Below are 19,840 nucleotides of genomic sequence, written 5' to 3'. Positions count from 1 at the left end.
CGGGCGCATCAAGGGGGGTGCGCCCGTGCCGGGATCAGGGGCGCCAGTACCCCAGCGCGTTCACCCGCTGCTTGGGCAGGCCCAGCTCCTTGCGGACGTAGGAGGTGAGGGCGCGGGTGGTCGCAGTGTCGCAGGCGATCCAGACGTACGGGTCCGGCGTGCCGGCGAGCAGGCCGGGCAGGTTCTCCTTCACCTGGGCGACCAGGTGGGCCCCGGCCTCGCGCCGCGGCAGGGTCAGTACGTCGTGGCGGGACTCCTCGGCGCGGAAGGGCAGGCCGTCGCGCTCGCCCTCGAACCACACCGTGGCCGGGGCCGCGTCCAGCGCGTCGAGCAGGGAGTTGAGGGCCGGCAGGGAGGCCGTGTCGGCGATGGCGAAGACATGGGAGGGGGCCGGTTCGGGTTGGGTGAAGCCGGTGCCGTGGATGGTCGCCTCGATGGTGTCGCCGGGCTTCGCCGAGCGCGCCCAGTCGCTGGCGACGCCCTCGTGCAGGGCGAACTCCAGGCTGAAGGTGCCGGCCCCGGGGTCCGGGTCGACGAGGGTGTAGGCGCGCTGATGGGGCTTGCCCGCGTTGTCGAACCACAGCCGGACCCACATGGTGGGGTGGACGCCGGTCGCCGCCAGCATGCCGCCGTCCGTGAGGTGCACGCGGCGGTAGTTCTCGGTGACGTCCTCGGCGCCCGTCACCGTGAACACGAAGTCCTTCGCGCGCAGCAGCTTCAGGACCGCGCCCTCCCAGCCGTGCCCCTGCCCCATGGCTTCTTCACCCTTCAAGTACCATTCCCGCACCAATAACTTAGGGAAGCCTAACCTAAAGCAAAGGAGGGGCACAGGTGACCGGCGAGATCTTCCGCGATGCCTGGGGCATTCCGCATCTCCGGGCCGACGGGGCGAGTGAACTCGCCCGGGTGCAGGGCCGTGTCACCGCCCTCGACCGGGCCTGGCAGCTGGAGGTCGAACGGCACCGGGCGAGGGGCACCTCGGCCTCCTTCCTCGGTGCCGACGCCCTGCCCTGGGACCGGTTCGTCAGACGGGCCCGCCTCGACGACACGGCGAGACGCTGTTTCGCCGAACTGGAGAGACGGGACCCGGAGACGGCGGGGTGGGTGCGGGCGTACGTCGACGGGGTCAACGAGGGACTGGACGAAGGCGCCCGCCGCACACCCGAGTTCGCGAGGACGGGCCTGGCTCCCGGGCGTTGGGAGCCCTGGACCCCGCTCGGCGTCTGGCTCGGCATCCACATCCTGTTCGCGGGCTTCCCGGCCAAGCTCTGGCGTGAGCAGGTCGTACGGCACCTCGGCGCCGACGCGGTCGGGCTGTTCGCCGCCGACGGGCCGGGCACCTCGGGCAGCAACGGCTGGCTGGTGAGCGGCGAGCGGACCGTCACCGGGCACGCCATCATCGCCGGCGACCCGCATCGCTTCATCGAGGACCCCGGCGTCTACCAGCAGATCCATCTCTCGTGCCCCGAGTTCGACGTCATCGGCCTCGCCGTCCCCGGCATCCCCGGCATCGCCCACTTCGGCCACACCGGCACGGTCGCCTGGGCCATCACCAACGCCATGGCGGACTACCAGGACCTGTACCGGGAGCGGCTGCGGCGCACCGGGGCGGGCATCGAGGCGCTCGACCCGGACGGGGTGTGGCGCCGGGCCGTGCGGCACACGGAGGTCGTGGAGGTCGCGGGGGAGGACCCGGTCGAGATCGAGGTGATCGAGACGGCTCGGGGGCCGGTGGTGATCGGAGGACCGGAGGGGCTGCCCGACGGCTCCCAGGAGCATCTGGAGGAGGGCCTGCCGGGAGGGTTTCCGGAGGAGGTGCAGGAAGGTTTCCCCGCTGGGGACTCCGGCGACGCCCCGCCCCTCGCCATGGCCCTGCGCTACCCGCCCCGCGTCACCGGCGACCTCGGCTTCGGCGCGCTGCTCCCCCTGCTGCGGGCCCGCCGGGTCGCCGACGTCGACCGGGCCGTCGACCTGTGGGCCGAGCCCGTCAACGTCGTCCAGGCCGCCGACACCGAGGGCGGGCTGCTGCACCGCGTCGCCGGGAAGGTGCCGGTGCGCTCCGCGGCCAACGGCATCGGGCCGGTGCCCGCATGGGAGCCCGGCCACGACTGGGACGGCTGGCACGGGACGCCGCGCGGCGGGCTGACCGACGGCGTCGCCGCGATGGCCAATCAGCGCGGTCTCGCCGCACCCCTGGGCGTGGAGTTCGCCGCGCCCCATCGCGCCGACCGCATCACGGCCCTGCTGGGGGAGAAGGAGCGCTGGTCGGCCGCCGACATGCCGGCCATCCACATGGACACCCGGCTGGCCTCGGCGGAACCCCTGCTGGACCTGCTGCGCACCCTCGACACCCTCGGCCCCGCCGCGGAGCGGATCCGCGGGACCCTGCTGGAGTGGGACCGCCGCATGGACGCGGACAGCGAGGGCGCGGCCCTGTACGCGGCGGTGCGCAGTGCGGTCGTACGGCGGCTCGCCGCGCACCCGGCGTTCGCCGCGCTGGCCGTCCCGCCCGCCTACCCCGAGGTCCTGCTGCCCTGGCTTGCCCTCCTCCCGCGCGTCGGCTTCGCCCTCGAACACCTGCTGCGCGCCGAGGAGTTGTACGGCATCGACCGGGCCGAGGCCGTCCGGGAAGCCGTCGAGGAGGTGGCCGCCGAGCCGCCCTCCGGTGGCTGGGGCGACACCCACCGCCTCGCCCCCTGGCGGGCGCTGACCGACACCACGTACGACGAACCCCGTCTCTCCGGCGACCACGACTGCGTGCTGTGCACCTCCGCCGTGCCCGGACTCACCGACCTGGCCGCGCGCGGGCCCGCCGCCCGCTACGTCTGGGACCTGGCCGACCGCGAGGCCGGCAGCTGGCTGGTGCCGCTCGGCGCCTGGGGCATCCCCGGTTCGCCCCACCACCGCGACCAACTCCCGCTGTGGGTACGGGGAGATCTGGTCCCCGTCGTCACCGATTTCACCGAGTTCGAGAAGGAATCCGATGTCTGAGCCGTCCACGACGATCCCCGGGACCGCCGTCCGACCCGTCCACGAGCAGGCCGTCGACGGCTTCGGCAGCGTCCGCATCCGTCCCCTCGACCCGCACGCCGACGCCGCGGTCGTGCACGGCTGGACCGGCGCGGAGCGTGCCTCCTTCTGGGGCATGAACGGCCTGACCAGGGACCAGGTGTCCGAGATCTACGCCCACATGGCCGGCCTCGACACGCACCACGCCTTCCTGATCCTGCGGGACGACGACCCGGTCGCGCTGCTGCAGACCTACGAGCCGGAGGCGGACCGGGTCAGCGAGTGCTACGAGGTTCTCCCCGGGGACATCGGCGTCCACCTGCTGCTCGCCCCCGCCGGTCCCGAGGGGGCGCGGCCCGGCTGGACCTCCGTCCTGCTGGGCGTGGTCGCGGCCTACGTCTTCGGCACCCTGGACCGCCGGCGCGTCGTCGTCGACCCGGACGTCCGCAACGAGAAGGCCGTGGCCCGGTTCCTCAAGCAGGGCTTCGAGGCCGGGCCCGTGGTCGTGCTGCCGGAGGTCGACATCCCGGACGTGTACATCCCGGCGAAGGAGGCCCAACTCGCCTTCCTCAACCGGGAGGTAGCGTTCGGGGTGTGACCCCGGAAGAACTCGTCGCGCACTACAGCCTGGAGCCGATCCCGCGTGAGGGCGGGCTGTTCCGGCGGACCTGGGCGGGACCCGAGCTGTCCGACGGGCGGCCGCAGGGCACCGCGATCGTCGTCCTGCTCACCACGGACGACTACTCCGCCCTGCACCGCCTGCCGTCGGACGAGGTGTGGCACTTCTACCTGGGCGACCCCCTGGAGATGCTGCTCCTCGCCCCCGACGGAACGTCCCGCACCGCCGTGCTCGGCCCCGGCATAGCGCGCGGCGAGCACATCCAGCTCACGGTCCCGGCCGGGACCTGGATGGGCGCGCGGGTGGCGGCCGGCGGTTCATGGACCTTCTTCGGCTGCACGATGGCCCCCGGCTTCACCTACGAGGGCTACGAGCACGGCGACCTGGCGGACCTGACGGCGCGCTATCCCGCCGAAGCGGACCGGATCGCGGCACTGTGCCGCCCATGAGCGGACTCCTCGAAGGACAGGTCGCCCTGGTCACGGGCGCGGGCGGCGGCATCGGACGGGGGATCGCGACGCGGTTCGCCGAGGAGGGCGCGGCGGTCGTCCTGCACTGCCGTACGGCAGTGGACGCGGCGGACGAAGTCGCGGGCCGGGTCCGGGAGTCGGGCGGACGGGCGCTGGTGGTGCGGGCCGACCTGACGGACGAGGACGCGTGCCGGCGGCTGCTGGGCGAGGCCGCCGAGTGGGGCGGCGGGCGGCTGACGGCGCTGGTCAACAACGCGGGCGTACAGCCGCTGCGGGAGCTGCCGGGGATGCCGGCCGCCGAGTGGCGGGCGGTCGTGGACGCCAACCTGACGAGCGTGTTCGCGTGCACGCAGGCCGCCGCCGGGATCATGCGGACGCAGGCCGGCGGCGGTTCGGTGACCCACATCGCCTCCATCGAGGCCACCCACCCGGCACCCCTGCACGCCCACTACAGCGCCGCCAAGGCCGCGGTACGCATGCACGCCCGTTCCGCGGCCCTGGAGTACGGCCCCTGGGGAATCCGCGTCAACACCGTCTCCCCCGGCCTGATCCACCGCGAGGGGCTGGAGGAGTCCTGGCCGGAGGGCGTGCGCCGCTGGCAGCAGGCGGTCCCCACCGGACGCCTGGGCCGGCCCGAGGACGTGGCCGACGCCTGCGTGTTCCTCGCCTCGCGCCTCGCGTCCTGGATCACCGGGCACGACCTGGTGGTGGACGGAGGGGTGTCGGCCCGGCCGACGTGGTGAGTCCGTCGGGGCGGAGCGCGGCGGGAAGTGTGCGGGGCGGCCGGTGAGTGTTGCGGGTTTCCCGTCCGTACATACCCTCGAGGCCTCAAGTCCGACGACGGAGATGTGGACAGACGTGGCGGGGTGCGATGACCGACGACGACAGCGCGGCCGACTCACCGACCGGCGACAACTTCAAAGGCTGGTGCTGCTGGGCACCCTGCTGGTCCTGTTCCTCCTCGGCGGCACGGGCCCGGCGTCGGCCCACGCCGCCCTCCGCGCCACCGACCCCGAGGACGGCAGCGTCCTCAAGTCGGCCCCGCGCGACATCACCCTGACGTTCACGGAGTCCGTCGGTCTGCTGGAGGACTCCTTCCGCGTCCTGGACCCGGACGGCCGCCGGCTGCGTACGGGCGAACCCGAGCACGCGCGGGGCGGCGGCGCCGAGACGGCCACCGTCACGCTCCCCGCGAAGCTGGCCGAGGGCACCTACACCGTCGCCTGGCGGGTGGTGTCGGCCGACAGCCACCCGGTCTCCGGCGCGTTCACCTTCTCCGTCGGCAAGCCGTCCCTCACCACGGCCACCATCGACACCGGCCCGACCGAGGACCCGGCGACCAAGAGCCTCTACAACATCGCCCGTTATCTGGCCTATCTCGCCGTCGCCCTGCTCATCGGCACGGCGACGTTCATGGCCGTCTGCCGCCCGCCGGACGCCCCCGTGCTGCACCGGCTGCTGAAGGCCGGCTGGTGGACCCTGCTCGGCGCCACCCTCGCCCTGCTGGTGCTGCGCGCCCCGTACGAGTCGGGCGAGGGCCCCCTGGGCGCCCTGAGCGCGGACTCCGTCACCCGCACCCTGACCGGCCGCCCCGGCGAGGTGCTGCTGGCCCGCCTCGCCCTGCTGCTCGTGGCCGCCCTCTATCTGCTGCGGCTGGCCCGGCTCCGCAAGCCCTTCGGCTGGGCGGGCGCCGCGCTCGCCGTCGGCCTCGCGGTGACCTGGGCGGCCGGCGAGCACGCCTCCGCGGGCATCCAGGTCCCGGTGGCGATGACGTCCTCCGCGCTGCATCTGCTGGCCACGGCGGTCTGGCTGGGCGGCCTCACGGCCCTGCTCGTCACGCTGTACCGCGCGCGGCTGACCGCGGCGGCCGTCACCCGCTTCTCCCGCGTCGCGTTCGTATCCGTGACCGTCCTGGTCGTCACCGGCGTCTACCAGTCCTGGCGCGGCCTCGGCTCCTGGGACGCGCTCACCGGCACGACGTACGGCAGGCTCCTGACGCTGAAGCTCGCCGCCGTGGTGCTGCTGCTGGGGGCGGCGGCCCTGTCCCGCCGCTGGACGGCCCGGCTCGCGACCGTCGACGCGGAGACGGCGGAGATCGGGGAGACCGCGGAGACGGCGGAGACCGTCGTGGAGGCGGAGGCGGCCGTACGGGAGAAGGTCCCGGAGCCGGTGGGCGGCCCGTCGCTGCCGGAGGGGCCCGAGGCGGCACCGGAGTCCTCTGCGGCGGAGTCGCCCGAGCCGGAGCCCTCCGCTGCGGTGGAAGCCGGTTCCGAACAGCGTGGCGCCCTGCGTCGCTCCGTGCTGGCCGAAGTCGCCGTCGGCGCGGCGGTCCTGGCGGTCACCACGCTTCTCACCAGCACGCTGCCCGGCCGGGCGGAGGCCGAGGCGGCGGCGGGGGCGCCGGCCGTGGTCGGCGCCTCCGTGACCAACGTCCCCTTCGACGTCGGCACTCCCGGCGGCCACGGCAAGGTGCAGGTCACCATCGACCCGGGCCGGGTCGGCGACAACTCCATCGAGGCCCTCGTCTACGGCCCCGACGGCGGTGTGTCCGTCGTCCCCGAACTGCGGATCTCCTTCACGCTGCCGGCCAAGGACATCGGCCCCGTCGACGCCGAACTCACCGACAAGGGCGGCTACTGGGGCAACAGCTTCCTCAACCTGCCCATCGCCGGGAAGTGGGAGATGAAGGTGACCGTGCGGACCACGGAGGTCGACCAGGTCAGCGAGACCAGGACCGTCGTGATCCGCTAGCCGGTGTCCGCGGCGGCTAGGACAGCACCTGGATCAGCTGGTACGGGACCATGTACAGGCCCGTGTAGAGGAACAGCGTGCCGAACACGCCGACGCCCAGGGACCGCAGCACCCAGGTGCGCACGGGGAGCCTCGCCGCGACCCGCTCGGGGCGCTCCGGGTCGTAGCTGACCTCGAAGCGCTCCGGCCCGGAGCCGACGGGCTCGGCGGCGTTGTCGACCTCGCACTCCCGTGGAACGCCGTTCAGGTCGGTGAACCGGAACAGGCGCTTCTTGCCGTCGTACCGGTGGAAGGCGGCCAGCACGGAGACACCGCGGCGGCGCAGGATCGCCCGGTCGTACAGGGTCTTGGCGGCCATGCCGTACAGGACGAGCCCGATGATCAGGGGCTTCGTCCCGAAGAACCACAGGATCGCGCCGATCAGGTCGCCGTGTGCGAGCAGCGTGACCAGCCCGGCGATCCAGCCCACGACCGGCACCCCGATCGCGAGTACGAGCGCCGCGTCCCCGAGCGCCTTGCGGTACCAGGCCGTGCGGACCGTGCCCGGCAGCACCTCGACCAGCGTGGCACCGTCCCGGCGGTCCTCCTCCGCGTCCCGCGAGGGCAGCGCGGCGTTCACGGTCCTGACGAAGGCGTCCCGCGCGGACGCCGCCCGGTGCGCGACGCGGTACACGGTCGCTGCCGCCCCCTGCGGCGCGGTCAGCACCACCTCCACCCCGCGCGGGCCCTCGGCGGGTCTGACCGCCTCGACGGCCGGCAGCGGTATGCGTCTTCGCACCCCGTCCTGCTCCAGCAGCAGTGACCCGCCCTCCAGCCACAGCGCCCCGGAACGGCCGCGCAGGGTCACCGAGGGCAGGGGCGAGGGCGTACTCGAAGTCGTCATGGCCGAAAGGTAGCGGCGCGATCTTCGTGAGGTACGGGAGTTCGATCATCTCCCTGTTGAACGCGGGTTCGAGATCTCAGTCACGTTTCCGAAACGTCGATCGCCATCCCTTGACGCATGACCTGACATACGGCTGTTATTGCGCCACCGTGTTCGGTCAAGTTGATTTCTGATCGATTGCGACGGACTTCAACACGTCCACCCTCACGATCGAACCCTGCCATCAGGAGCCGTAGATGCAGCACTTCTCCCCCTCCGGTCTCTCATTGCCCTCGCCGAGCCGCCGCACGATGCTGCGCGGCATAGGCGGCGCCGCCGTTCTCGGCGCGGGCATCCCGCTGCTGAGCGCCTGCGGCGGCAGCGGCACGGCGAGCGACCCGAAGACCGTCACCCTCGGCTCCAAGGCGTCCGACGCCGTGCCGAAGAAGGCGTTCGCGGACATCTACGCGGCCTACAAGAAGAAGTCCGGCATCACGGTCGACGTGAACACCAAGGACTCCAACACCTTCCAGGAGCAGATCAACTCCTATCTCCAGGGAACGCCGGACGACGTGTTCACCTGGTTCGCCGGCTACCGGATGCAGTTCTTCGCGGCCAAGGGACTGGCCACGCCGATCGACGACGTGTGGAAGACCATCGGGGACAACTTCCCCGAGGCGATGCACAAGCTCAGCAAGGGCGAGGACGGCAAGTACTACTTCGTGCCGCTGTACACGTACCCGTGGGCGATCTTCTACCGGAAGAGCGTCTTCAAGGAGAACGGCTACGAAGTCCCCACCACCTGGGACGACTTCGTCGCGCTGTGCAAGCAGATGCAGAAGGACAAGCTGGTCCCGATCGCCTTCGGCGACAAGGACGCCTGGCCCGCGCTCGGCACCTTCGACCAGATCAACTTCCGCCAGAACGGCTACGACTTCCATGTCGAGCTGATGGCGGGCAAGGCGTCCTGGACCGACGCCAAGGTGCGCAAGGTCTTCGACCTGTGGACCGAGATCCTCCCGTACCACCAGGAGGGCGCCGTCGGCCGCACCTGGCAGGACGCGGCCCAGACGCTGGCCTCCAAGAAGGCCGGCATGTACCTCCTCGGCACCTTCGTGGCCCAGCAGTTCACCGACAAGGCCGCCCTGGACGACCTCGACTTCTTCGCCTTCCCGGAGATCGACCCGCAGTTCGGGCAGGACACCGTCGAGGCGCCGACCGACGGCTTCATGATGAGCAAGAGCCCGAAGAACAAGACCGAGGCCGTCAAGCTGCTGGAGTTCCTCGGCACCCCGGAGGCCGAGACCGTCTATCTCAAGTCCGACCCGAGCTCGGTCCACGCCTCGACCAAGGCCGACACCTCCTCGTACACCGCCCTTCAGAAGAAGGCGTACGACATGATCGCCGGCGCCAAGTCCCTGACCCAGTTCATGGACCGCGACTCCCGCCCGGACTTCACCTCCACGGTGATGCAGCCCGCGCTGCAGAAGTTCGTCCGTGACCCCAAGGGCGTCGACAGTCTGCTGTCCTCGATCGAGCGCCAGAAGAAGACGATCTTCGCGTCGGGCTGATCGACATGACCACAGAGACCACCAAGGAGATCCCGGAGGCGGCCGCCGTGCCGCCTCCGGGCGCTGCCCTCGCGAAGAAGGTGTCCCAGGGACACCGCCGACTGCTGACCCGCCGCGACCGGCTCACGCTCGGTCTGATGGCGGGCCTGCCGACGATCCTGCACATCGCCCTGGTGTGGGTGACCGCCCTCGCCTCCGTGGCGCTGGCCTTCACCACCTGGGACGGCATCGGCTTCGACTCGATCAAGTGGGTCGGCCTGGAGAACTTCAAGGAACTGTTCTCCAACAACCCGCAGTTCTGGCCCGCCGTCCAGCACAACGTCATCTGGTTCGTCGTCCTGATCGTGATCCCGACCCCGCTCGGCCTGTTCCTGGCCGTGCAGCTGGACAAGCGGATCCGCTTCAGCAGGGTGTACCAGACCGCGTTCTTCCTGCCCGTTGTGATGTCGATGGCCGTCATCGGCTTCGTCTGGCAGCTGATCTACAACCCCGACACCGGCCTGATCAACAGCGTCATCGGGGCCAACGAGCCCGGCAAGTACATCGACTGGATCGGCGACCCGGACCTGAACCTCTGGGCGATCCTCGTCGCCGCGTCCTGGCGCCACACCGGCTACATGATGATCCTGTACCTGGCCGGCCTGAAGGGCGTCGACCCCTCGCTGCGGGAGGCGTCCGCGCTCGACGGCGCCAATGAGTGGCAGACGTTCAAGAACGTCATCTTCCCGACGCTGCGCCCGACCAACACCGTCGTCCTGGTCGTCACCATCATCGAGGCGCTGCGCGCCTTCGACCTGGTCTTCGTCTTCAACAAGGGCGCCGAGGGCACCGAGCTGCTCTCGATCCTGGTCACCAACAACATCATCGGCGAGTCCAGCCGCATCGGATACGGCTCCGCGATCGCGGTCGTGCTGCTGCTGATCTCCCTCGTCGTGATCATCCCCTACCTGGTGGCCACCTTCCGGAAGGAGCGGCGCGCATGAGTACCACCGCCATGAGCAAGCCCCGTACGCCCGTCCGCCCCGCCCGGATCCTGCTGCACCTCTTCCTCGCGGGCGCGGCGCTGGCCTGGCTCGCACCGCTGCTCTGGGCGGTCTACGCGGCGCTGCGGCCGTACTCGGAGACGAGCGAGAAGGGCTACGTGTCCTGGCCGGACACGCTGAACTTCGACAACTTCACGAACGCGTTCACCCAGTCGGACATGAGCCACTACTTCGTCAACACCATGATCATCGCCGTGCCGGCGGTGCTGTTGACGCTGTTCCTGTCCTCGATGGTCGCGTTCTACGTCAGCCGCTTCGACTTCCGCCTCAACCTGGCGCTGCTGCTGGTCTTCACGGCCGGCAACCTGCTGCCGCAGCAGGTCATCATCACCCCGCTGTACCGGCTGTACCTGCTGATCGACCTGCCCGGCATCACCATGAGCGGCAAGCTCTACGACTCCGCGCTCGGCCTGGTGTTGATTCATGTCGCTTTCCAGTCCGGCTTCTGCGCCTTCGTGCTCAGCAACTACATGCGCACGCTGCCGCACGAGCTGACCGAGGCCGCGCTGGTCGACGGCGCCTCGGTGTGGCGGCAGTACTGGCAGATCGTGCTGCCGCTGTGCCGCCCGGCGATGGCCGCCCTGGCGACCCTGCTGTCCATCTGGATCTACAACGACTTCTTCTGGGCCCTCGTGCTGATCTCGACCGGCGAGAACATGCCGGTCACCTCGGCCCTGAACAACCTCTCCGGCGCGTACTTCACCGACCCCAACCTGGTCGCCGCCGGTGCCCTGCTCACCGCGATCCCCACGCTGATCGTGTACTTCGTGCTCCAGCGGCAGTTCGTCAGCGGTCTGACGCTGGGCGCCAACAAGGGCTGACGGCCCCTTTCTTGAAAGAGACACCCGTGCACCACCCCTTCACCCCCGTCGCCTCCGTGCCCGTGGACCCGGCCCGCGCCCGGGTTCACGAGGAGGGCTGGCAGTCCTGGAGCCCGAGCGGCACCTACGCGCTCGGCGACAGCCCGTACCGGCCGACCAACGACAACTGGGCGACCGTCTGTTACCGCCCCGGCGGCACCGTCCCCGAGGGCACCTTCCAGGGCGAGGGCCTGCTCGCGCTCGACCCCGGCGACGGCTCCCCGGTCCGGCTGTGGGCGGCGACGGACCCCGTCCGCGAGGTCCCGTCGATCCGGCTGGCCGTGACGGACGACGCCGTCGCGGAGGTCACCGCCGACGGCCCGGTGAAGGAGTGGACGGGCGCCGACGTCCAGTCGGTGCTGGGCGACTGGGCGGACAGCCTCGGGCTGTCCGCTCCCCGCCCGGCGCCGACGGTCTGGTGCTCCTGGTACGAGTACTTCACCGCCGTCACCGAGGACGACATCCACGAGAACCTCCGCGCGATGGACACCCTCGACCTGCCCGTCGACGTCGTCCAGATCGACGACGGCTACCAGAAGGCCCTCGGCGACTGGCTCACCCTCTCCGGCCGCTTCCGCTCCCGCGCCGGCATCGCCGACGCCATCCGCGCCCGCGGCCGCCGCGCCGGCATCTGGACGGCCCCCTTCCTGGTCGACCCGGCGAGCGACCTGGCCGCCGAGCACCCGGAGTGGCTGGTGCGGGCCGAGAACGGCGACTTCGCGCACGCCGGCCGCAACTGGGGCCACGACCTGCGCGTCCTGGACACCACCCACCCCGGGGCGGCGGCATGTCTGACGGAGGTCTTCCGGACGCTGCGCGCCGAGGGCTACGACTACTTCAAGGTCGACTTCCTGTACGCGGGCGCCCTGGACGGCGTGCGGCACGACACGGAGACGGACGCGCTGACTGCGTACCGGGACGGCATCCGGCTGATCCGTGAGGCGATCGGCGCGGACGCCTACCTGCTGGGCTGCGGAGCGCCGATGCTGCCCTCCCTCGGGCTGTTCGACGCGATGCGGGTCAGCCCCGACACGGCCCCGCACCGCCGCCCGGAGGCCGACGACCACAGCCAGCCCGGCCAGGATCCGGCCGAGTTCACCGGTACCGGCCGCCAGTGGCAGCACGGCCGCCTCTGGATCAACGACCCCGACTGCCTGATGGCCCGCCCGGCCGTCGAGACCCGTGAGCGGTGGGCCGCGCATGTCGAGGCGACCGGCGGCCTGATGGCCTCCAGCGACCGCCTGCTGTCCCTGGACGAGTGGGGCGTGGCCACCACCCGCCGACTCCTCGGAGGAGCCGCCCGATGAAGCGCGAACTGTCCCTCCCCGGCATCGCCTACGGCGGCGACTACAACCCCGAGCAGTGGCCCGAGGAGGTCTGGGCCGAGGACATGCGCCTGATGCGCGAGGCCGGGGTGACCATGGTCAGCGTCGGCATCTTCTCCTGGGCGCTGCTCGAACCGAGCGAGGGCACCTACGACTTCTCCCTCCTGGACCGCGTCCTCGACCTGCTGCACGGCCACGGCATCGCGGCCGACCTCGCGACCCCGACCGCGGCGCCCCCGGCGTGGTTCTTCCGCGCCCACCCCGAGGCACTGCCCGTCGACAAGGACGGCAGGGGACTGTCGTACGGCAGCCGCCAGACGTTCTGCCCGTCGAGCCCGGCCTACCGTCAGGCGGCCCTGCGGATGGCCGGTGAGCTGGCCCGGCGGTACGCGGACCACCCGGCGCTGGCGATGTGGCACGTCCACAACGAGTACGGCTGCCACAACGCCGAGTGCTACTGCGACGAGAGCGCGGCCGCGTTCCGGCGCTGGCTGCGCAGGCGCTACGCGGACGACCTGGACGCCCTCAACGACGCCTGGGGTACCCGCTTCTGGAGCCAGTGGTACTACGACTGGGACGAGATCCTGCCGCCCCGCCCCACCGGCGCCGTCCCGAACCCCACCCAGCAGCTCGACTGGCGCCGCTTCTCAAGCGACGAACTGCTCTCGCTGTACGAGGCGGAGCGCCGGGTGCTGCTTCAGGCGGCCCCGGAGATCCCCGCCACCACCAACTTCATGGTGATGTACAACTTCGACGCGCTGGACTACTGGCGCTGGGCCCCGAAGCTGGACGTCGTCTCCAACGACCACTACCTCCAGTCGGCCGACCCCGAGTCGGAGATCGACATCGCGCTCAGCGGCGATCTGGTCCGCTCCCTCGCGGGCGGCCCGTGGCTGCTGATGGAGCACTCGACGGGCGCGGTCAACTGGCAGCCGGTGAACAGGGCGAAGGCCCCGGGCGAGATGCGGCGCAACGCGCTCGCCCATGTCGCCCGGGGCGCGGACGGCATCGCGTACTTCCAGTGGCGGGCGGCGAAGGCGGGCGCCGAGCAGTGGCACTCGGCGATGCTGCCGCACGCCGGCACCGACAGCGGCATCTGGCAGGACGTGGTCCGGCTCGGCGCCGACCTGAAGGCGCTGGCCGAGGTGCGCGGCAGCGTCGGCACGGCCGAAGTGGCCGTCGTCTGGGACTGGAACGCCCGCTGGGCCATGGAGCTCCCCTCCCAGCCGAGCGCCGAACTGCGCTTCCAGGACCTGGTCCGCGCCTGGTACGAGCCGCTGTGGCGGGCCGGCGTGGCGGTGGACTTCGTGCGCCCGGACGCCGATCTGTCGCCGTACCGCCTGGTGCTGGCCCCGAGCCTGTACCTGGTGGACGACGCGGGCGCGGCCAACCTCACCGGCTTCGCGGAGCGCGGCGGCACCCTCGCCGTCGGCTTCCACAGCGGCGCGGTCGACGAGAACTGCCATGTCCGGCTGGGCGGTTACCCGGGAGCGTTCCGCGAGGCGCTCGGCGTGCGGACCGACGAACTGTTCCCGCTGCTGCCCGGCGAGTCGGTGGGCCTGAGCGGCGGCGGCACCGGAACGCTGTGGTCGGAACGGGTACGGCTGTCCGGCGCCGAGCCCGTCGAGTCGTACACGACCGGTCCGCTGGCCGGATTCCCGGCGGTGACACGTCACCGTCTCGGCGCCGGAACGAGCTGGTACCTGGCCACGCTGCTCGACGAGCCGACCCTCGCAGCTCTCCTGGACCGCATCCGCACCGAGGCCGGGGTGCGGCCGGTGCGCGAGACCGCTCCCGGAGTGGAGGCGGTCCTGCGGCGCGGCCCGGACGCCGACTACCTCTTCCTCATCAACCACACCGATGTCCCTGCCGAGGTCACGGTGGCCCCGAACGCCACGGAACTGCTGACCGGCAAGCCGGCGCCGGGCTCGGTCGGGGTGCCCGCGGGGGAGACGGCGGTGGTGCGCGAACCGCGCTGAGGGCACGCCCGCCCCTCGCAGGCGAACACCCTTTCGTTCCGGGCCCGGTGTGACAGGGTGGCGTGAAAGAGGTGGGGGATTTTTCGAGGGGTGGGCGGCATGCCGGAACTGAGCAAGGGCGGGAACATCGCGATGGGCCCCGGGCCCGTGGTCGCCGAACTGCACGCCGTGGGCGGCACGGTCGACCTCAGCGCCCTGCTGGTGGCGGCGGACGGCAAGGTCCGGTCCGACGACGACCTGGTCTTCTACAACCAGCCGTCCGCCGAGTCCGACGCGGTACGGCACGTCGCCGCCGACGCGGCGGGCGGCGAGCGCATCGAGGTGGACCCGGCCGCGCTGCCGGCCGACGTGGACCGGGTGGTCCTGGTCGGCAGCTGCGACCCCGACGACGCGAGCCGCACCTTCCGCGAGGTGAAGGACGTACTGATCCGCGCCTCCCGACCGGGCGCCGACCCCGTCCACTTCCGCCCGCCGGCCCTCACCGACGGCGAACGCGCCGTAGTGCTGGTGGAGCTCTACCGCAGGGGCGAGGGCTGGAAGCTGCGGGCCATCGGCCAGGGGTACGCGAACGGCCTGGCCGGGCTGGCGACGGACTTCGGCATCGACGTGGCCCAGGAGCCGGCCGAGGAACCCGGGCAGCGTCGGGAGGCACCCGAGGCGGGGACGCAGGCGCCGACGGTGACCGCCGCGCCGCCGATGAGCCTGCGCAAGCCGCCGCTCGGCACCATCAGCCTCGACAAGGGCAGCCAGGTCTCGATGAGCCTGGACAAGGCGGACCGCGAGCTGGTGGTCACGGCGACCCTGGAGTGGGACGGCGGCAGCGACCAGCGCCGCAAGAAGGGCGCCGACCTCGACCTCTACGCCCTGTTCGTGCCGGCGTCCAAGGCGGTGCGCGGCGAGCAGCCGCCCGGTTCGCTGCGCACCCGGAAGAAGGGCTCGGCCGCCGCGCCCGACGAGGGCACGGCGAAGAAGGGCAAGGGCGCCGACGTCGTCTACTACAAGCGCCTGGGCTCCCTGAGGAATCGCCCGTTCGTCCACCTCGACGGCGACTCCAGGGTCCCCGGCCGCGAGACGCTCCGGATCGTGCGCCCCGACGAGCAGGGCTACGTCCTGCTGTGCGCCTACTCCGCGCTCAGCAACGGCTTCGGCTCCTTCCGCAGCTTCGGCGCGAAGGTCGTGGTCACCGACGACCGCGGCTCGACCGTCACGGTGCCCCTCTTCGAGAACACCAAGACCCGGTATTGGGTGGCCATCGCCCTGGTCGACTTCACCTCACCCGACGGCGCGGCCATCCAGCACATCGAGGCCTACAGCGCCCGCATGACCGAACGCCGTCCGGTCCTCCACACCGACGGCACCATCGAGATGAACGCGGGCCCGGTGGAATTCAAGAGGCGCTGACCGGAATTCCGTTCTCGAATTTTCCTTGCCGTAACCAGGGGAACTCTCGTGCGCAACTCGGATAGCATGATCGAACTGATTGACGATTCAATATCCTCACCTATCCGACAAAACGGCCAAATCAATTGATATCTATAGCGTCGCGGGTGCTCTCGCGAATAAGACCCAGGACTACGTCCGCCACGTGGCTCCGGCCGCGGGTGGTGCTGTGGGGCACGGCGGCCCTGGTGGGCCTCGGATTCCTCATCGCGCTGGAGATCGCCGCGCGACGCTACGGCGTACCGGGACCGATCACCAATCAAATGCGAGAGGTGATATTCCCGCCCAAATCAGGCTTTCTGCTCTATGCGGGCATGGCATTGATGATGGTGGTCCTCACCTGGCGCGAGCGCCTCATCGCGGCCGGCACCGCGATAGGCATCGACCTCGTCATCGTGCTCGTGCGCTGGATCTCCGGAACCGGTGTCAGAGTCCCCGACGGGCACCCCTTCGGCAACGGCGCGCTGCTGGTCGTCCTGGGCTGCGCCGTCCTCGCCGTCACCCGCCGCACCGGCCGGGAGCGAATCCTGCTGCTGAAGGGCGTGGGCCTCGCCCTGCTGCTGGTGGCCGGCCGCAAGACCGGCGACACCTGGCTGCTGATCACGTCGAAGACCCGCTACACGGTGCTCGACCAGTACGTGGCGACCGCCGACCACGCGCTCGGCAACCCGTCCTGGCTGGTCGGCCGGCTCGTGCGGGCCACCGGCCCGGTCGGCTCCCACGTCCTGGACTGGGTGTACGTCCAGCTGGCGGTGGCCGCGGTGTGCGCCGCCCTGTACCAGCTCCGCAACGTGGCCACCGAGCGCCGCTTCCCGCGCCACCACCTGGTGCGCACCTTCCTGACGATCGGCCTCCTCGGCCCGGCGATCTACATGATCTTCCCGGTCGTCGGCCCGATCTTCGCCTACGGCGCCGACGGCGGCCAGTGGGCGGCGGTCAACCTGTGGCCGGAGACGGCACCTCCGCTGATCACCCCGCAGGCGATGCCGTTCGACGGGATCACCCCCCGCAACTGCATGCCCAGCCTGCACACGGCCTGGGCGACCGCGATCTTCGTCCACACCCGCACGGGCCCGCGGTTCCTGCGCTTCGCCGGCACCTTCTGGCTGCTCGCCACCATCGGCGCCACCCTGGGCTTCGGCTACCACTACGGCGTCGACCTGGTCGCCGGCGTCGTCTTCACCCTCACCATCGAGGCGGCCCTGCGCGCCCAGGCCCGCGGCTGGGACCGCCAGGCGACCCGCCTGGTCACCCACGGCACCGTGGTCTTCGCGGCCCTGCTGACGTCCTACCGCTACCTGCCGACCCAGATGGCCGACCACCCCTGGCTCGCCGGCCCCCTCCTCATCCTGGCGATGACGTCGGTCATCGCGGCCTTCATCCGCACGACAACGCAGTGGGACCCGAGGCCCACCCTCACCCCACAGCCGAAACCGCAGCCCGAACTGGTCTGACGCCAGAGGGCCGGACCGCTCTTGCGGTCCGGCCCTCTGGCCCGAGGTCGGTCGGCGATGCTGCCGTCGCTCGTGGAGCTAGGCGGCCCTGGGTCGCGCCGAGCGCGGGCCCGGGGCGGGCTCCTCTACTTCCTCGGGCAGGAAAGTCTCGTCCACCCCGAAGTCCGGGGCCTGGAAGGGGTTTGTGGCCGGAGGCGGCGATGCCGCGACGGAACGGCGGGGTTGCCCCTCCACGGCGGAGAACAGCGAAGTCGGTTCGATGAGAGGTCTCTCTTTCGGTACAGGTCCCGGACGGGACCTGGCATGCCCTGATCGGGCACGGTGGTCCTACAACTTGGTCATCTTGGCGTACGGGCTCAGCATCCGCCTCTGCGCCGAGCCGAAATCCACGAGAGCCGCGATTCCGTCCTCGATGCCGATCACGCGGCCGAGGCCGTACACGTCATGTGTGACCTGATCGCCCACCGCGAAGTGTTTGGGAGCCGGTGTGACCGGGGCCTTGAAGGGGCTCGTGGGAAGGTGACGCTTCGGTGCCGCAGGCTTTGTCATGGCTCAGTATGAGCCCAGGTTCGGCCGAGTTGCTGTGGCTGTCGGCACAGATCATCAGGTAACAACCAGGTCACGCCACTGACCTGGGATTTTGCGAGCTGATAACCTTCGTATACAAGGTGTATACGAAAACTGGGGGTTGCGATGACGTCCGGTCGCGAGAAGGCGTACGCCTATCTCAAGGACACGGTGCTGACTGATCCGGGGATGCAGGGCGCCTTCCTCTCGGAGCAGGAGCTCGCGGACCGTATCGGCGTCTCCCGCACTCCCGTCCGAGAGGCGCTGCTCCAGCTCGCCGCCGAGGACCTGGTCGAGCTGGTGCCCAAGCGGGGCGCCCGGGTGTCCGCGCTGACGGGACGGGAGATCCGCGAGCTCATGGAGCTGCGGGGCATCGTCGAGCGGTACGCCGCCCAGCAGCTCGTGGCCGGTGGCGGAGCGCCGGTGGCCGAGCTGCGGTCGCTGCTGGAGCGCCAGCGCGGGCTCACCCGCGCCGACCAGGCGCGGGAGTTCATCGCCGTGGACCACCGCTTCCACGCCGTGCTGGTGTCCGCCGTCGGCAACGCCCTCCTCGACCGGCACTACGAGGGCCTGCGCAGCCGCCAGGTCCGTGCCGGAGTGGTCGCTCTCTTCAACCAGCAGGGACGCCAGGAAGCGGTGCTGGAGGAGCACGAGGCCATCCTGGACGCACTGGAGGCCGGTGACGCGCAGGCCGCGTGGGCCGCCATCGACCACCACCTGGAGTCGACGCTCAAGGTGCTGCTCGCCGGTTAGCGCGCGGCATAGGTGATCACCAGCATGGTGACGCCGTCCCGGGACGACCAGGGGCCGTGCGGCATCCCGGGCGGGCGGCATGCGTACATCCCGGCGACGAAGGTCTTCTCGAGCGTCAGGTCGTGCATCGCTCCCTCGACGAGGTAGACCTCCTCCCAGAAGGCGTGGCGGCTCACCCCGTCCGCGGAGGTGTCGGTGCCCGGCGCCCAGCGCACCAGCGCGGTACGGGATCCGCTCTCGGGATCCTCGGCCAGGACCCGCTCCTCGACGCCGGGCCCTGCGCCGGCCGGGGTCCGCCAAGGTTCGTCGGGGAGGTGGAACTCCAGCTCGGGCTTGCTCATCGCCACACCTCGGGGCGCCTGTTGGCCAGCACGGAGGTCCGCTGCCGTACGGCGGCGACCTCGTCGGTGTCCAGGTCCGCCACCAGCAGCTCGGGCTCGGCGCCCAGAGCGTGCCGCACGGTCCCGTCGGGTCCGGCGACGAGGCTGTGCCCGATGCCCGTCGGGGCGGAACCCGGGCCGCCGCCCGCGCCGGGGTCGGCCTGGTCGACGGCGGCGAGCCACACCGTGGCGTCCAGTGCGCGGGCCCGCACCAGCAGCTCCCACTGCTCAGGCTTGCCCGGCCCCGCGCCCCAGGAGGCGGCCAGCAGCGTGGCCACGGCGCCGGCGTCGGCATGTGCCCGGAACAGCTCCGGGAAACGGACGTCGTAGCAGGTGGCCAGGCCCAGCCGTACGCCGTCCACCTCGATGACCGTCGGGGCCGAACCCGCGGCGACGGTGTCGGACTCGCGGAAGCCGAAGGCGTCGTACAGATGGATCTTGTCGTACGACGCCTCGACCCCGGGCCCGGTGGCGAGCAGGGTGTTGGCCACCCGCCCCCCGGCGGCCGGGGTGAACATGCCGGCCACGACGACGGTGCCTGCGTCGCGGGCGATCCGCCGCACGCCGTCGGCCCACGGTCCGTCGAGGGGCTCGGCGAGCGGTGCCAGTGGCGTGCCGAAGCAGGCCATCGACGCCTCCGGGAAGACGACGACGCGGGCTCCGGCGTCCGCCGCGCGCCGTGTCCATTCCTCGACGAGCAGGAGGTTCTTCCCGGGGTCGGGTCCGGTGGTGAGCTGGCTCAGGGCGATTCGCACGT

Annotated in this window: 18 protein-coding genes; 13 read left to right on the top strand and 5 right to left on the bottom strand. The window is 71.3% G+C overall.

What is annotated here, in order from left to right; translation table 11 throughout:
* Positions 1-34: 34 nt before the first annotated feature.
* Positions 35-754 carry a siderophore-interacting protein gene (locus PGH47_RS20760; protein WP_271664683.1) on the bottom strand — a complete coding sequence of 240 codons (720 nt, stop codon included), beginning with the start codon at positions 752-754 and terminating at the stop codon, positions 35-37.
* A gap of 77 nt (positions 755-831) precedes the next feature.
* Between PGH47_RS20760 and PGH47_RS20755 the strand changes: the two genes are divergently transcribed.
* From PGH47_RS20755 to PGH47_RS20735, 5 genes are all read left to right on the top strand, one after another.
* Complete coding sequence (locus tag PGH47_RS20755) at positions 832-2,991, top strand: penicillin acylase family protein (protein WP_271664682.1); 2,160 nt, start codon at positions 832-834, stop codon at positions 2,989-2,991.
* The gene (locus PGH47_RS20750) at positions 2,984-3,607 is read left to right on the top strand and encodes a GNAT family N-acetyltransferase (RefSeq protein WP_271664681.1); all 624 of its coding nucleotides are present in this window, start codon (positions 2,984-2,986) and stop codon (positions 3,605-3,607) included. Before PGH47_RS20755 ends, PGH47_RS20750 begins: the two co-directional genes overlap by 8 nt.
* Positions 3,604-4,077 (top strand): cupin domain-containing protein, encoded by a 474-nt coding sequence (locus PGH47_RS20745; protein WP_271664680.1) that lies wholly within the window; start codon positions 3,604-3,606, stop codon positions 4,075-4,077. Before PGH47_RS20750 ends, PGH47_RS20745 begins: the two co-directional genes overlap by 4 nt.
* A complete protein-coding gene (locus tag PGH47_RS20740; RefSeq protein ID WP_271664679.1) occupies positions 4,074-4,841 on the top strand; it encodes an SDR family NAD(P)-dependent oxidoreductase in 768 nt (255 codons plus the stop codon). Before PGH47_RS20745 ends, PGH47_RS20740 begins: the two co-directional genes overlap by 4 nt.
* Before the next feature lie 184 nt (positions 4,842-5,025).
* Positions 5,026-6,849: a copper resistance CopC/CopD family protein gene (locus PGH47_RS20735; RefSeq protein WP_271664678.1), complete on the top strand. Its 1,824-nt coding sequence runs from the start codon at positions 5,026-5,028 to the stop codon at positions 6,847-6,849.
* Between the two features lie 16 nt (positions 6,850-6,865).
* On the opposite strand, the gene PGH47_RS20730 is transcribed toward PGH47_RS20735, so the two are convergent.
* Positions 6,866-7,732 (bottom strand): hypothetical protein, encoded by an 867-nt coding sequence (locus PGH47_RS20730; protein WP_271664677.1) that lies wholly within the window; start codon positions 7,730-7,732, stop codon positions 6,866-6,868.
* A 236-nt stretch (positions 7,733-7,968) separates the two neighbouring features.
* On the opposite strand from PGH47_RS20730, the gene PGH47_RS20725 reads away from it, so the two are divergent.
* The 7 genes from PGH47_RS20725 to PGH47_RS20695 all read left to right on the top strand — a co-directional run bounded on the left by PGH47_RS20725 (position 7,969) and on the right by PGH47_RS20695 (position 17,383).
* Entirely contained in the window at positions 7,969-9,282 is a 1,314-nt protein-coding gene (locus PGH47_RS20725; RefSeq protein ID WP_271664676.1) for an ABC transporter substrate-binding protein, read from the top strand.
* A gap of 5 nt (positions 9,283-9,287) precedes the next feature.
* Positions 9,288-10,265, top strand: a complete 978-nt coding sequence (locus PGH47_RS20720) for a carbohydrate ABC transporter permease (protein ID WP_271664675.1) — start codon at positions 9,288-9,290, stop codon at positions 10,263-10,265.
* Positions 10,262-11,146 carry a carbohydrate ABC transporter permease gene (locus PGH47_RS20715; protein ID WP_271664674.1) on the top strand — a complete coding sequence of 295 codons (885 nt, stop codon included), beginning with the start codon at positions 10,262-10,264 and terminating at the stop codon, positions 11,144-11,146. Before PGH47_RS20720 ends, PGH47_RS20715 begins: the two co-directional genes overlap by 4 nt.
* 26 nt (positions 11,147-11,172) lie before the next feature.
* A complete protein-coding gene (locus PGH47_RS20710) occupies positions 11,173-12,492 on the top strand; it encodes a glycoside hydrolase family 36 protein (protein ID WP_271664673.1) in 1,320 nt (439 codons plus the stop codon).
* Positions 12,489-14,489: a beta-galactosidase gene (locus tag PGH47_RS20705; protein WP_271664672.1), complete on the top strand. Its 2,001-nt coding sequence runs from the start codon at positions 12,489-12,491 to the stop codon at positions 14,487-14,489. The genes PGH47_RS20710 and PGH47_RS20705 overlap by 4 nt, the downstream gene beginning before the upstream one ends.
* A 99-nt stretch (positions 14,490-14,588) precedes the next feature.
* Positions 14,589-15,890: a TerD family protein gene (locus PGH47_RS20700; RefSeq protein ID WP_271664671.1), complete on the top strand. Its 1,302-nt coding sequence runs from the start codon at positions 14,589-14,591 to the stop codon at positions 15,888-15,890.
* Between the two features lie 125 nt (positions 15,891-16,015).
* Positions 16,016-17,383, top strand: coding sequence for a phosphatase PAP2 family protein (locus PGH47_RS20695; RefSeq protein WP_376050913.1), 1,368 nt, complete (start codon positions 16,016-16,018; stop codon positions 17,381-17,383).
* Between the two features lie 327 nt (positions 17,384-17,710).
* Here PGH47_RS20695 and PGH47_RS20690 read toward each other — a convergent pair whose 3' ends face one another.
* Positions 17,711-17,932: a hypothetical protein gene (locus PGH47_RS20690; RefSeq protein ID WP_030948552.1), complete on the bottom strand. Its 222-nt coding sequence runs from the start codon at positions 17,930-17,932 to the stop codon at positions 17,711-17,713.
* Between the two features lie 144 nt (positions 17,933-18,076).
* On the opposite strand from PGH47_RS20690, the gene PGH47_RS20685 reads away from it, so the two are divergent.
* Positions 18,077-18,703 (top strand): GntR family transcriptional regulator, encoded by a 627-nt coding sequence (locus tag PGH47_RS20685; protein ID WP_271664669.1) that lies wholly within the window; start codon positions 18,077-18,079, stop codon positions 18,701-18,703.
* Here PGH47_RS20685 and PGH47_RS20680 read toward each other — a convergent pair.
* Together PGH47_RS20680 and PGH47_RS20675 are read right to left on the bottom strand one after the other, a co-directional pair.
* On the bottom strand, positions 18,700-19,044 hold the full coding sequence (locus tag PGH47_RS20680; protein WP_271664668.1) for a cupin domain-containing protein: 345 nt from the start codon (positions 19,042-19,044) through the stop codon (positions 18,700-18,702). The genes PGH47_RS20685 and PGH47_RS20680 overlap by 4 nt on opposite strands.
* Positions 19,041-19,838, bottom strand: coding sequence for a carbon-nitrogen hydrolase family protein (locus PGH47_RS20675; RefSeq protein WP_271664667.1), 798 nt, complete (start codon positions 19,836-19,838; stop codon positions 19,041-19,043). Before PGH47_RS20675 ends, PGH47_RS20680 begins: the two co-directional genes overlap by 4 nt.
* Positions 19,839-19,840 lie beyond the last annotated feature (2 nt).

It is taken from the genome of Streptomyces sp. HUAS 31, from assembly GCF_028198125.1.
Lineage (GTDB): Bacteria > Actinomycetota > Actinomycetes > Streptomycetales > Streptomycetaceae > Streptomyces > Streptomyces chartreusis.
The sequence above is the reverse complement of the archived record's forward strand: the minus strand, read 5'-3'. Positions and strand labels throughout refer to the sequence as shown.